The sequence below is a fragment of the Promicromonospora sp. AC04 genome (assembly GCF_003058225.1).
Taxonomy (GTDB): Bacteria; Actinomycetota; Actinomycetes; order Actinomycetales; family Cellulomonadaceae; genus Promicromonospora.
On record NZ_QBUG01000018.1, the window covers coordinates 20,945 to 34,460 of the forward strand.

At 70.4% G+C, this 13,516-nt stretch carries 9 protein-coding genes; 6 read left to right on the forward strand and 3 right to left on the reverse strand.

Annotation, left to right across the window (positions count from 1 at the left end; all coding sequences use genetic code 11):
- Positions 1 to 72 precede the first annotated feature (72 nt).
- Positions 73 to 1,566, forward strand: a complete 1,494-nt coding sequence (locus C8K30_RS29635) for a phosphomannomutase/phosphoglucomutase (protein WP_108496502.1) — start codon at positions 73 to 75, stop codon at positions 1,564 to 1,566.
- The gene (locus C8K30_RS29640; RefSeq protein ID WP_108496503.1) at positions 1,563 to 1,763 is read left to right on the forward strand and encodes a Trm112 family protein; all 201 of its coding nucleotides are present in this window, start codon (positions 1,563 to 1,565) and stop codon (positions 1,761 to 1,763) included. The genes C8K30_RS29635 and C8K30_RS29640 overlap by 4 nt, the downstream gene beginning before the upstream one ends.
- Positions 1,764 to 1,833: 70 nt before the next feature.
- Here C8K30_RS29640 and C8K30_RS29645 read toward each other — a convergent pair whose 3' ends face one another.
- Positions 1,834 to 3,195, reverse strand: a complete 1,362-nt coding sequence (locus C8K30_RS29645) for a SpoIID/LytB domain-containing protein (RefSeq protein WP_158281170.1) — start codon at positions 3,193 to 3,195, stop codon at positions 1,834 to 1,836.
- A 127-nt stretch (positions 3,196 to 3,322) separates the two neighbouring features.
- Here C8K30_RS29645 and C8K30_RS29650 point away from each other — a divergent pair, with 127 nt between their 5' ends.
- The 4 genes from C8K30_RS29650 (at position 3,323) to C8K30_RS29665 (ending at position 9,253) form a co-directional block, all read left to right on the forward strand.
- The gene (locus C8K30_RS29650; RefSeq protein ID WP_146197652.1) at positions 3,323 to 5,284 is read left to right on the forward strand and encodes an N-acetylmuramoyl-L-alanine amidase; all 1,962 of its coding nucleotides are present in this window, start codon (positions 3,323 to 3,325) and stop codon (positions 5,282 to 5,284) included.
- Positions 5,285 to 5,367: 83 nt separating this feature from the next.
- Positions 5,368 to 6,303, forward strand: coding sequence for a hypothetical protein (locus C8K30_RS29655; protein ID WP_108496506.1), 936 nt, complete (start codon positions 5,368 to 5,370; stop codon positions 6,301 to 6,303).
- Positions 6,304 to 6,412: 109 nt separating this feature from the next.
- Positions 6,413 to 7,747, forward strand: coding sequence for a polysaccharide pyruvyl transferase family protein (locus C8K30_RS29660; protein WP_108496507.1), 1,335 nt, complete (start codon positions 6,413 to 6,415; stop codon positions 7,745 to 7,747).
- A 36-nt stretch (positions 7,748 to 7,783) separates the two neighbouring features.
- Positions 7,784 to 9,253 (forward strand): hypothetical protein, encoded by a 1,470-nt coding sequence (locus tag C8K30_RS29665; protein ID WP_146197653.1) that lies wholly within the window; start codon positions 7,784 to 7,786, stop codon positions 9,251 to 9,253.
- A gap of 115 nt (positions 9,254 to 9,368) precedes the next feature.
- Here the strand turns inward: C8K30_RS29665 and C8K30_RS29670 are convergent, their stop codons facing one another.
- Positions 9,369 to 11,282, reverse strand: coding sequence for a glycosyltransferase (locus tag C8K30_RS29670; RefSeq protein WP_108496509.1), 1,914 nt, complete (start codon positions 11,280 to 11,282; stop codon positions 9,369 to 9,371).
- A 66-nt stretch (positions 11,283 to 11,348) separates the two neighbouring features.
- The gene (locus tag C8K30_RS29675; protein ID WP_108496510.1) at positions 11,349 to 13,370 is read right to left on the reverse strand and encodes a polysaccharide pyruvyl transferase family protein; all 2,022 of its coding nucleotides are present in this window, start codon (positions 13,368 to 13,370) and stop codon (positions 11,349 to 11,351) included.
- Positions 13,371 to 13,516 lie beyond the last annotated feature (146 nt).

Below are 13,516 nucleotides of genomic sequence, written 5' to 3' on the forward strand. Positions count from 1 at the left end.
GGACCACCCCTATCCGCAGATCGGGGGCAACCCTGATCGCGGAGTCCCGCCCGCGTTCCGTAGGCTGACCGGGTGGCCATCGACCTGAGCTCCCTCGTCAAGGCGTACGACGTACGCGGTGTAGTTCCCGACCAGCTGTCCCCGCAGGTGGCGCAGGCCCTGGGGGCCGCGTTCGCGCGGGTGATCGTGCTTTCCGACGCCGACGCCGACGCCGAAACCGCCGCACCGGGCGGCTCCGGACGCCCCGGGATGGTGATCGGCCGCGACATGCGCGACTCCGGCCCGGAGCTGGTCGACGCGTTCGCCCGGGGCGTCACCTCGGCCGGCGTCGACGTGACGCTGATCGGGCTGTGCTCCACGGACGGCCTCTACTTCGCGTCGGGGCAGCTGGACGTCCCGGGCGCGATGTTCACCGCGAGCCACAACCCGGCCCGCTACAACGGGATCAAGCTGTGCCGGTCGGGCGCCCGCCCCGTGGGGCAGGAGACCGGCCTGGCGGAGGTCCGGGAGCTGGCCCAGGGCTTCCTCGACGACGGGCTGCCGGAGCCGGTGGCCGACGTCGGCCAGGTGACTGAGCGGGACCTGCTGGCGGACTACGCCGGGTTCCTGCGCTCCCTGGTGGACCTGTCCGGGGCACGGCCGCTCAAGGTGGTCGTCGACGCGGGCAACGGCATGGGCGGCCTCACCGTCCCCGCCGTCCTCGGCGACGCCGCGGGCCTGCCCGGGCTGCCGCTGGAGATCGTGCCGCTGTTCTTCGAGCTGGACGGCTCGTTCCCGAACCACGAGGCCAACCCGCTGGAGCCGAGCAACCTGATCGACCTGCAGGCCGCCGTCGTCGCGAACGAGGCGGACCTGGGGCTGGCGTTCGACGGTGACGCCGACCGGTGCTTCGTCGTGGACGAGCGCGGCGGCGCCGTCTCGCCGTCGGCCGTCACCGCCCTGGTGGGGCTGGCCGAGGTCACCAAGGAGCTGGCCGCCGGCCGGACCCCCACGGTGATCCACAACCTCATCACCTCGCGCGCGGTCCCGGACCTGCTGTCCTCCGCCGGGGCGACGACGGTGCGCACCCGCGTGGGCCACTCCTTCATCAAGGCGCAGATGGCCGAGCACGGCGCGGTCTTCGGCGGGGAGCACAGCGCGCACTACTACTTCCGCGACTTCTGGTTCGCGGACACCGGCATGCTGGCCGCGCTGCACGTCCTGGCCGCGCTGAGCACGCAGGACCACACGATGTCCGAGCTGGCCGAGATGTTCGAGCCGTACGTCGGCTCGGGGGAGATCAACTCGACGGTGTCCGACGCCGCCGCCGCGACCGAGCGCGTGCTCGACGCCTACCGGGCGGCGTACCCGGGGATCGTCGTCGACACGCTCGACGGCGTTACCGTGTCGCACTGGGAGTCCCACCCGCAGTGGTGGTTCAACCTGCGCGCGTCCAACACCGAGCCCCTGCTGCGGCTGAACGTCGAGGCCGCCGACCAGGACATCATGGAGAAGGTGCGCGACGACGTCCTGTCGCTCGTGCGTGAGTCGGCCGACGGTCCGGCCGAGGAAGAAGAGACACTGTGAGCACAACCAAGGTCGAGCCGCTCGAGCCGTGGGTGCGCGAGATCCTGCGCTGCCCCGTGACGGGGGCGACCCTGACGGACGCCGTCGGGCCCGACGGCGAGCCGGAGCTGCACTCGACCGACCCCGAGCGCCCGCTCGCCTACCCGGTACGCGACGGCATCCCGGTGCTGCTGGAGTCGGACGCCCGCCCGCTCTGAACGCTCCGTGAACGTGGCAGAGGCTCAGGCCACCCGGTGACCTGAGCCTCTGCCGTGCTCGAGGGCCGGATCAGCCCGGGTGGATGTCCTCGAACCAGGCCGAGGGCACGTTGCCCGCGTTCGTCTTGGCCCCGACCTTCGCCCGGATCTGGTCGGCCTTGCCCGTGATGGTCTTGGTGACGCCGCTCGGCGACGTGGCAACCAGCGTCCTGGCCTGACCACTCGAGTACTTCTGGGTCACCTTGATGGACGCGACCTGCCACGACACCCCGAACAGGTCCTGCGCCCTGGCCTGGCTGATCCCCCGCCGCCAGCTGGCGTAGGTGTTCCCCGGCGCGGCCTTCGAGTACGGGTCCGCGACCGACCGCTCGTACGGAACGACCGACGACCACACGTCCTCGGTGTTCGCCGTGCGGCCACCGCTGGACGAGTAGTAGTGGGTGGCGACCGGCCGGCCGCCGTAGGTCAGGACGCTCCCGCTGGTGAGCGAGGTCGTCGTCGAGTCGACGGCATCGCGCCAGTACTCGCTCGCGAAGCCCGACGCGTGCTTCCACCCGGAGAACTGCTGGTCCCGCACGTCGTCGACGACGTCGCACCCGCAGGCCGCCTTCCACTGCGCCGTCTTGAGCACCGCGTAGGAGCGTGCGACGACGGCCTGGGCGCGCAGCGCCTGCTGCCCGCCGGCCGTACCCCAGGACGCGGGCATCTCGGCGAGGCCGTACAGGTACTGGGTGTTGAGGCGCAGGCGGTTCACGATGTTCGGCACGCCCTCGGAGGCGCTCAGCACGAGCCGCCCGTACCGGTAGGAGCCGTGCGCGCGGTCGATCGTGACCGTCGCCGGGCCCGCCGTCGGATTGAAGTACGGCGTGCCGGCCCACTGCAGCACCATCCGCTCGCGCCGGATCGTGCGACCGGACGGGGTGCGCACCACGACGTCGCCCTTCGACGTCGACACGCCCAGCGTGCCCGCCGGGCCGGAGGCGACGGTCTGCTCGCCCGCCCGCAGCCGCCAACCGCCGTCGCGAACGGTGACCCTCGTGGCGGCCGTGTCGCCGTAGCCCGCGTAGTTGTACGGGTCCGGCCCGTAGACCTGGACGTCGATCAGCGCATCCGTGGACTTCACAGCGGCCGCGGTGTTCCGGTAGTAGTGGGCGAGGATCCCCGTGGCCGAGCTGCCCCGCCGGGACATCTCGTAGGCGCCGTACTGCGGCATCCCGACGCCGTGCCCATAGCCGGAACCCTCGATGATGAACTTGCTGGGGACGGCCGCGCTCGCGGTGCCCGGCGCGGCGACGAGCGACGCGGCGGCGAGCACGAAGGGCAGGAGCAGGCGACCCCAGCGGCGCAGGCGCCAACTCCGGCGGGGGCGCTCGCGACCCTCGTCCGTTGGGAGAACCAGGGCAGTTCGGTCAGTGCCAGATCGAGTGGTCATGGTGCTCTCATTTCCTTCCAACAACTGTGCACCCCGAGGGCACGAAAGGCACCCGGGGCAACAGGGCGAAAGTTGATCCGTGCGCATCTTGGTGCGGGGCCGGTGGACCGTGGCTACCGTCGAGGTCATGAGGCCACTCGTGCGCCACCTGACCACGACGTCCCTGGTGCTCGTACTGTCGGTCGGTGGCGTGCTGCTTCCGACGGTCGAGCTGCCCCTCCCGGAGGCCGCGGCCGTACCGCCGAAGCTCGACCAGGTGCGGCTGACCGGGATCGACCCCGCGGCGCGGCGCGACCCGAGCGCCCTGCGTGCGGTCGAGGGGCACGCCGAGGTCCGTGCGGATGCACAGGCCGATCCACAGGCTGATCCACAGGCTGATCCACAGGCCGGCGCCCAAGCCGGCGCCGACGCCGCGCCCGGCCGCCTCGCGGCGCTGAGCGGCCGCGCCGAGACCCTGCGCTTCCTCGTCGCGGGCGTCACGTGGGACGCGGGCACGGGCGAGGAGGTCACCGAGGTCGCCCTGCGCGTCCGGGAGGACGGGCGATGGGGCGCCTGGCAGTCGGTGGGCGTCGAGGAGATCGGGGCGGACGGCGCCGGGATCCCCGGCGCGCGGGCCGGCACCGAGCCGTTCCTCTCGACCGGCGCCGGCGCCGTCCAGGCCCGCGTGCGGACGGTGAGCGGGCGGCCGCCGTCCGGCCTCCGCGTGGACGTGGTGGACCCGGGGGCCGCTGCCGCCGACGCGAACGTGGGGGCGGACGCGCAGCCGCCGGGTTCGGCGAACGCGGCGACGGGCGACGAGATCCGTCCGCCGCTGGTGCCGCGCAGCGGCTGGGGCGCCGACGAGTCGCTGGGGGAGACCTGGCCCGAGGTGTCGGGCCGGCTGGACGCGATGTACGTGCACCACACGGCGGGCACCAACTCGTACAGCAGGAGCCAGTCGGCGGCGATCGTCCGGGGCATCTACGCGTACCACACCAGGTCGCGCGGCTGGCCGGACATCGGCTACCAGTTCCTCGTCGACCGGTACGGGACGGTCTTCGTCGGCCGCCGGGAGGCGGCCACGGACAACCCGATCGGCGCGCAGGCCGGGGGCTTCAACACGGGCACCATCGGCGTCTCGGCGATGGGGAACTTCGTGACGGCGGGGCCGACGTCGTCGCTGCTGCGCAGCCTGGAGCGGGTGCTCGCCTGGAAGGCGTACCGCTATCACGTGCCGGTCACCGGGTCGGTCGGCCTGCCCAACGGGGGCAGCTCGGGCTCCGGGACGCGCAGCGATCCGGGCGACGTCGTCCGGGTGCCGCGCATCCTCGGGCACAGCACGACGAACTGGACCGCCTGCCCCGGCGAGGAGCTGGCCGAACGCCTCCCCGCGATCCGCCGGGCGGTGAACGCCATGAAGAACGCGGCGCTCGACCGGCACGGCACCGTCCGGTACACGACGGGCGAGGTCTCGCCGCGCGCCGCGACCCCGGGCCAGTACCCGATCCAGTGGCCCGCGCGTACGCGCTTCTCCTGGGCCCGGGAGCCCGGGGCCGTGCGGTACCAGGTCCTGGAGAGGTACGCGGGCTACTGGTCGCCGATGCCGAACGAGCGCTACTGGCGCCGCATCGTCACGGTGTCGGGCACCTCGGCCAACCTGTACGCCGCCGAGGGCCTCTCGGTGCAGTACGCGGTGCGGGCGGTGGACCGCAACGGCCAGCTCGGCCCGATCTCACACCTCGTGCGGACCAGCCGGCCCGTGCCGTTCACCTCGACGGCCCGCACCACGGGCACCTGGGTCCGGGTGAACCACGACGCCTACTTCCGCGACCGGGCCTGGTCCACCATCCACGCCGACAGCCGGCTCGTGGTGTCCGACGTCGAGCGCGTGACCCAGGTCCGGGTGATGGTGGCGACGGCGCCGGGGCGCGGCCGGGTGGGCGTCTACGTGGGGGCAGCTCGCGTGGGAGTGATCAACACCGACGCCGCGAGCGACGCGCAGCGGGTCTACACCGTCCGGCTCCCGAAAACGATGTCCGGGCGCGTGACGCTGAGGACGCTGGACGAGGCCCGGGTACGGGTCAGCGGGGTAGCTCTCGTGCGCTGGTGAGGTGTCCGTGAAGCACTTCACGAAGAGGGTGAGGACCGCCTGTATCCTCGGGGGCGTTCATCAGTCCCGAAAGGTTGATTCCCGTGAAGCACCTCGTCCTGCACGTCGGCGCCCACAAGACCGGTACGACGCTGGTGCAGAAGGCCCTGCGCACGAACCGTGAGGCGTTCGCCCGGCGCGGCTACGACGTCCTGATCCGCAACGAGTACGAGAACCTCACGGAGGGCTACCACTCGCGGTGGCGTCGGCAGGGCGCGAGCCTCGGCAACGTGACGAGGGCCTTCGAGATGGTCCGGGACGCGGCGACGCACGACAGCCTGGTCATCTCGCACGAGGACATCCTGGCCTCTGTGCACTCCTTCCGGACCGGCCCCCTGTACGCGCCGGCGGACAACGTCCTGCGGATCGCCCACAAGGTGCTGGCGCCGGAGCGCACCACGGTGCTGCTGTACGTGCGCCGCCAGGACCGGTTCGTCGAGAGCTCCTACCTCCAGACGGTCCGCGTGGGCTCGACGAAGTCCTTCGAGGAGTTCATGGAGCCCGTGGTCCCCGAGAACCTGCGGTGGGACCACCTGGTCGAGAAGATCAAGGAGTCGGTCCCCGCGGACGCGGAGGTACGCGTCAACTACTTCGAGGGGATCAAGGAGATGCACTCGCGGGCGTTCGTGCGCGAGTTCTTCCACCAGACCGGCGTCGACGTCGCGCCGAAGTTCTCGTTCAACACCGAGGCCGTGAACCGCGGGTACTCTGATTCGGCGCTGAAGCTCGCGCTCGTCGGCAACGCCGAGCTCGAGGCGGAGGACCGCCGCAAGCTCCGCCTGTTCCTCGACGCGAACTTCTCCAACGTGACGCACTCGTCGCCGCAGCTCCTGACCAAGGAGCAGCGCGAGGAGATGCTGACCGCGCTCGTTCCGTCGAACAAGCTGCTCCACGAGATGGTGACGAGCAACCTCTCGACGGGCGTGGCGGACCTCGCGGTGAACAAGGGCGAATCGCCCTATCTCCCCAGCGGGAGCTGACCCGACCCGCTCCACGACGTTCCGCCGTCACGTGACGGCGGGCTTGGCAGATCTGACCACAGTGATCAAGGATGGTGCCCGTGCATTCCAAGAACCGGCGCGTGACACGATGAAGCGACTTCGACTGTTCCACTTCGACATCAAGACGTACGGCAACTACGGGGACACCCTGCTGTTCGAGACCGTACGCGAGCTCTTCGAGGGCTTCGCGGGCGGGGACGCCTTCGAGATCGTCCAGAGCCGACAGCTGCGTGACCCCGTGACCGCGCGTCTGGTCGACTTCATCAACGAGAACGTCGACGCCGTGGTCATCGGCGGCGGTGGCCTCTTCCTGAGCGACACCAACCCGAACCAGCGGTCCGGCTGGCAGTGGAACATCTCGCTGGACCTGCTGCGTCGCATCGAGAAGCCGCTGATCATCTTCGCGGTGGGCAACAACCGGTTCATCGACCAGGCCGACTTCGCGGACCCGTTCCGCGAGCACGTCAACCTGACGCTCGAGAAGTCGATCTTCTTCGGCCTGCGCAACCACGGTTCCGTGGAGACCGTCAAGCCCTACATCACGGAGTCGAACCGGGACCGGGTCACCTACCAGCCCTGCCCGACGACGCTGTCGTCGTTCCTGTACCCGGACCTGTTCCGGGACGAGCTCCCGCACGAGCGCCGGATCTCGGCCGAGTCGATCGTGGGCAAGCGGCAGGCACGCGCCGGGTTCGACGCCGACAAGATCTACGCGGACCAGATCGACGTCCTGGAGAAGCTCAACGGTGAGGGCTGGCGGGTCGAGAGCGTGCCGCACGCGCGCGCCGACATGGGCTTCCACGACCGCCTCACCGAGCGCGGCGTCGTCAGCAGCGAGCACATCCTGTGGGGCAACCGCGACGTCCTGTACCAGGGCATCGAGTACTTCGCGGGCCTGCCGATCATCCTCGGCACGCGTGGTCACGCGCAGATGGTGCCCTTCGGCATGGGCACGATCCCGCTGTCCCTGTACGTGCACCACAAGATCCGCTACTTCGCGACCGACATCGGCCACGCGGACTGGGCGATCGACCCTCGCCAGGACGGCTTCCAGGACACCCTGTACAAGACGATCAACGAGGTCTACGAGCGCCAGCCGGAGCTGCGCAAGGAGCTCGCCGACGTCCGCCAGGGCTTCTTCGACACGTCGCTGGACAACCTCACGGCCATCTACAAGAGCCTCACGGGCGAGACGATCACGCCGTCGTTCCGCGCGCTGACGCCGCCGGAGCGCCGCACCGCGGCGCGGGCGTACGACTCGTCCATGCGGTTCGACAAGCTCGAGCAGGACAACGGCCGGCTCAAGCGCGAGCTGAACAAGGCGCGCAAGGACCTGGAGGCGGCCGGCGGTCCCCGCAAGTCGATGACGGACGGCCTGCGCCGTCGGCTGCGCCCGCTGCGCAACAAGCTCGCAGGTAAGTGACGGATCTGCCGGGATAAAACCTGGGTGAAATAGAAGGTGGAGCGGCGCGGATCGTTTGATTCGCGTCGCTCCACTGCTTTCCCGGGGCTACTCTCTTTTCGACGGTCCAGCCGTTTGATTAGAGGGATGATGAGTCGCCAGCGCCTACTTCACCTTGATCTCAAGACCGTGTACAGCTATGGGGACCAGCTCCTCTTCGAGCTCGTTCGCCACGCGTTCAACTCCTGGGGTGGTGGAGACTACCTCGAGCTGACGAGCACCAGCCCGTTCCGCGAGAAGGCCACCAGTGCGTTCGTGGACGACATCAACGAGAACTTCGACGGAGTGGTCATCGGCGGCGGCGGGATCTTCCCGCGTCGCACCAACGCCACACCCGCCTCGGGCTGGCAGTGGAACATCACGGTGGAGCTGCTCGCGAGGCTGAAGAAGCCGATCATCGTCTTCGCCGCGGGCAACCCCGCCAAGTTCGACCCGGAGCACCACAACCAGGTCTTTCGCAAGCACATCAACCAGACGATGGCGCAGAGCATCTTCTTCGGGCTGCGCTCGACAGGTGCCGTCGACGACATGCGCGCCTGGCTGGACGAGCCTGCCTCGGCGCCGCACCTGACACTGCAGCCGTGCCCGACGACGATCGGCCGGGTGCTCCTGCCGCGCATGGCGGGCGACGGCCCCGGCACGGACAAGCGCATCGGCATCCAGGTCGGCCTCGAGGTGGCCCATGTGGAGTCCGGTCTCGAGCCCGGCGCGATCTTCCCGCAGCTGCGTGACCTGATCCTGGCCCTCCAGCAGGACGGCTGGGACGTCGAGTTCGTGGGCCACAAGCGCACGGACATGAAGTTCTTCCAGGAGTACGGCGCCGAGCTCGGCCTCACCGGGCGGCAGCTGTACGGAAACACAAAGGTGCTCTTCGACGGCATCCGTAACTACGCGCAGCTACCGATCATCCTTGGTGCGCGCGGCCACTCACAGATGATCCCATTCGGGCTGAACAACATTCCGCTGTCGCTGAGCACCAATAACAAGATCAAGTACTTTGCACACGAAATTGGCCACCCCGAATTCCTGATCGACCCGTGGCGGGACGACTTCGCGAGTGCGGCCCTCACTCAGGTAGATGCGGTGGAGGCGAATCGCGCCGCACTGCGCGCGGAGCTTGCCGCGACACAGCAGCGGTTCGTCGACACGACAGTGCAAAACCTGTCGATCATCCACGAGCGCCTCACCGGCGAGAAGGTGATCGCCGAGCTCGTTCCCTACAGCGACCGTGAGATCAGGCTCGCCCAGGCAAGCTACGACAACGACTACGAGCGGCGTCGCCTCGCGGAAGCGGCACTCGCCGCGCAGACCGGTGTCCGGCGCATGGAGGGCGGCGCGACCGGCGAGGCCGCGCGGCCCGCGGCCGCCGGCACCGTGCAGTCAGCCGCCGAGCGGATGTCCCTCGGCAGCCTGCGGAGGATCGTGCGCGCAGGCCGTCGTCGTGCACGGCGCGCCTTCACCAGGTAGCCGTACCCGCCGCGTCCTCCGGTCGGCACAGCACGAAGCCCCGCGGGCAGGAACCGATCCGGGTCTGCCCGCGGGGCTCGTTCGTGCGGGCGAGCCGCCCTGGCTCACGCTCTGCCTAGGCGAGCTTCTTCTTGATGGAGCGCGCCTGCGCCAGCATCATGTCCTTCATGACGCTGCGGCGCGGGTCGATGGCGTAGGCCTGCTTGAGGACCCGGGCGCAGTCGTCGTGCCGGCCCAGGCGGCGGTACGCCTTGGCGAGCTCGCGCAGCTCGCCCGACGTGGGCTCGCGCTCAGCGATGACTGCCTCGAGGAGGCGCACGGCCTCGTTCGCCTTGTTCGTCCGGTTGGCCTGCTGGGCCTGACGGAACGGGCTGCTGCTGCCCGCCTCCGGCGGCTTGCCGCCGGCCGCGGTGTGCCGCAGCTCGCGCACCAGCTCGTTCTTCTCCCAGTCGGAGAGGTAGTCGAGCCAGGCGTAGTCCAGCTGGTCGTACCGCTCGCCCTTCGACGTCGGCTCCCACGGCTTGCGGCCCACGTAGTGGAGAACCTTGACGTCCTCCTCGTTGAACACCTGCGGGTGGTGGGAGTAGATGCGCTTGGTGGTGTTGTACTCCAGGGGCAGCTTGCGCCAGTCCGAGAAGAACTGGTTGAGGAAGCCCTGGTCACCGCCGTCGTACGACGTCGTGTGGGCCAGCTGCGACATCATCTTCTCGAACATCCCGTGCGACGGGTTCACGGCGAAGACGCCGGAGTTGAACACGTTGCCGTCGGGCAGGTCCAGGCCGGCGTCGGGCACCGCGGCGAAGTCGTCGCCGTCGAACAGCTCGTCCAGGCTGCCCTTCACGACGGTGTCGCTGTCGAGGTAGACGAGGCGGTCGAAGAAGTCGAGCCGGAACACGTGCAGCTTCGTGTAGGTCATCGCGAAGCGCGCCTGGATCTTGTTGCCGCCCGAGTTCATCGGGTTCCGGATGCCCGGGACCTGGATGGTCCGGATGCCGCTCGCGGCCAGGGCGGAGCGGTCGGCGTCCGGCGTGACCAGCGCGATGAGCGGGACGTCCGAGTGCTCGCGCAGCGAGTTCGCCAGGGCGCGCGCGCCGTGGTGGTACGAGCCGGAGACCACGGTGACGTACGCGCACTTGCGGCCGTCGATCTCCTTCCACAGCGGACCGTCGACCTTGGGGATGATGACTGACGTGTCCTCGCCGACCTCGGGGAGCTCGAGGTCCACCGTGTCCTTGGACACGGCGAGCGTCGGCACCGCCTCGGGGGTGAGGTGCGGGCGGTCGGTGAGCTCGTCGTCGGCCGGCGGCACGAACAGGTGCAGCGTGTCCGACTGGCTCACGGAGCGGATCTTCGCGTCCGGGAACTCGGCGAGGCAGGAGCGCAGGAACGCGAGGTCCGAGTCCAGGCCGTGCGCGGACTCGTAGCCCGGGGTGAGGTCCTTGTCCTTCAGCGCCGACTCCGCCGCCTGCGTGACCGTGTAGCCGTACCGGCTGTCCTTGGACTCGTACAGGTCGACACCGGCGAGGTAGACCTCGCGGAAACCGACGCCGAGGCCGAACGCCAGGGCCTGCATGCCCGTCGTGGGCAGGCCCGGCCGGCTCATGAACGCACGGGCGAGCCGCGGGTGCCGGGCCGGGATGGACCAGGAGTCCAGCTCCTCGACGCCGGTCATCGGCTCCAGACCGTACTTGTCGCCGTCGCGGTTCGCGGCGTGGCGCATCGGGCTGAGGATCCGGCGGACGTCGTACCGTCCCGAGCGGACCTCGTCCTGCAGCAGCTTCTCCAGCTTCTCGTTCGGGATGGCGCTGAAGTACGCGTCGACCCGGTCACCGAAGTGGTAGTTGCTCTCCAGGAAGAACCAGTTCATCCGGAAGACGACCACGTCCGCCGGGATCCGGTGATAGGGAGGCATGGCCGACGACGGCCCGTTGCCGACGATCAGCAGGGGCCTGTCGATCAGGTCGGCGAACGATGCGATCTCCGCGTCGCCCGGTTCACGGCCGAGCGGCACGCTCCGCATGGTGGGCATCGAGATAACTCCCTTTCGGTGTACTGAGACCGGTTGAGTCTAACGGCGATGTGAGTGCGTGTTCGATCAGGCCTTGGCGACGTCGGCGGCCGCTGCCCGGACGAGCGGGAGCAGCACCTGCTGGCGGTCCGCGACGTCGGCTCGGTAGTCGTCCTCGCGGGCCAGGACGTCGAGGGTGCGCTCCGCGAGCCGGGCGCCCAGGTCGGCGTCGGCCACGTCGTAGCCCCAGTCGACGCGGTCCACGTCCTCCAGGAAGTACCGCATCTTCGGGTGCGACACGATGCTCAGGACCGGGGTGCCCAGGCCGAACGGGATCATCGTCGCGTGGCCGCGCATGCCGATCACGAGCGACGCCTGCCGGTAGACGGCGAGCGCGTCGGCCTGGTCCATGTAGTGGAGCTCGTCGACGGGCAGCGTGAGGTCGTGCGCGGCCTCCAGGTCCTTCGCGAGCCGCAGGTCGCCGCGCGTGTGCGCCGCGATCCGCACCTCCGCGCCGCCCTTGCCCGCCTTCTCCGCGAGCTCGACGATCTGCGCGAGGAAGTCCGCGTAGCCGCCGCCGAAACGCCGCTCGCTGCGGTCGAACGCCGCGTTGAGCAGCACCGTGCCGGAGCCGGAGCGACCGGCGGGCAGGTCGGGGCGGATGTGCTCGAGCACGGTGGTCGGGCACGGCACGAAGCGGACCTTGTCCTGCAGCTCGGCGGGCAGCATGTCGCGTACGCGCTCGATCGAGCCGGTGTTGCGCAGGCCCACGAACTCGGCCTTGCGCGTGAAGGCGATCAGGCTGCGGCGGAACAGGTCGCCCTTGAACCGCTGCCCGGTGAAGAGGTTGAAGCCGACGGCGAAGGCGTAGACGGGGACGTTCAGCGCATCGAGCGCGGCGGGCGGCACGTTCCACTGCCAGCCGCTGTTCCCGTTGGGCGAGGTGTCCGGGAGGAACAGGCCGCCGCCGCCGACGACGAGCGCGCGCTGGTCGTTCGCGATCCGGACGAACTCGTCGTCGAACACCTGGTGCGCGTGGAAGGGCACCCAGTCGGTGGGCCCGGCGGGCTCGGTGATCGCGTCGCGGACGGCGTCCGGCAGCACGATGTCGCCGAAGTTCTCCCCGCGGTCCACGTAGAACGCGACGTGGCCCATGCCGCCCGAAGGGGCGTCGGCCTCGGCCGGCGTCACGGGGTGCTCGGACCGGCCGAGCACTGCCCGGACCGTCGACCGCGGCGCGTCGTGCCGCAGGGCCCGGCGGGCCAGGGCGTGCGCCGACTCGTCGTCGTGGATGATCCAGGCCACCTGGGCCGCGCGCGCCGAGCCGGCCCCGGGGCTGGCGATCCGGAAGGCCCGGCGGGCGGCGTCGTACCGGCTGAGCGCCGACAGCGAGGCCCCCAGGGCGAGGAGGTACCGCTCCGAGACGACGCCGTAGTGGCGGAACGTGCCCTGCAGCAGGAACAGGGCGCCGGCGTGGTCGCCGTCGGCAGCGAGGTACTCGGCGTTCTCGACGGCCACGTCGAGCGCGCCCGGCCGCGCCGTCAGCGCCGGCATCCGGCCGGAGTCGGCGAACTCGTCCAGGACGTCGCCCAGCGGGCCCTCGACGCCCTGGGTGAGGCAGGCGACCAGATAGCGCCCGAAGGCGGCGTCGGCCGCCTTGCGGTTCGTGATGGAGACCGACGCCGCGCGCTCGCGCAGGTCGGCCAGGTCCTCCGGGCCCTCCTGGCTGAGCATCCGGGCCCGGAAGTCGAGGAACTGCTGCAGCTCCTCGACCGCACGGTGTGCGTTGGTGTGGCGCCGCGCCACCGAGCCCGTGCCGCGCGAGGACTGGTAGAAGTGCTCCTCCGCCGCGTCCGCGTCGCCGGCGAGCAGGGCGACGATGCCGGCGAGGCGGCCCGTCTCGGGCTCGGGCGAGTCGGTCCGGAGCAGCTTCGTCAGCGTGGCCGCCGCGTCCAGGTCCCAGCGGTCGATCGCCGCGCGCGCGCCGTCCAGCATCGCCGCGCGCACCTCCGGCACCCGAGGCCAGGTGATCTGGCCCCTCGCGAGCCTGCGCGCGGTGAGCGAGTCGAGCTTCGGCCGCGAGCCCGTCACCTTCTGCAGCGCGCGCATCACCTCGGTGGTGCGGTGCGCGTTCTCCCGACGCTCGGTCCGAGAGCTTGCTCGAGGCGCGCTGCCGTCAGCGTGCGGGGAGTCTGCTTTGCGACCTTCGGTTCCGGGCACTCGAGCTGTCTCCGTTCTCGGCACGGTCACGCCGG

Bases quoted from the DNA above. Each gene is read 5' to 3' on its own strand.
- C8K30_RS29675 (WP_108496510.1), bottom strand. From the start codon at position 13,370: ATGCGCGCGCTGCAGAAGGTGACGGGCTCGCGGCCGAAGCTCGACTCG.
- C8K30_RS29670 (WP_108496509.1), bottom strand. From the start codon at position 11,282: ATGCCCACCATGCGGAGCGTGCCGCTCGGCCGTGAACCGGGCGACGCG.
- C8K30_RS29645 (WP_158281170.1), bottom strand. From the start codon at position 3,195: ATGACCACTCGATCTGGCACTGACCGAACTGCCCTGGTTCTCCCAACG.
- C8K30_RS29660 (WP_108496507.1), top strand. From the start codon at position 6,413: ATGAAGCGACTTCGACTGTTCCACTTCGACATCAAGACGTACGGCAAC.
- C8K30_RS29650 (WP_146197652.1), top strand. From the start codon at position 3,323: ATGAGGCCACTCGTGCGCCACCTGACCACGACGTCCCTGGTGCTCGTA.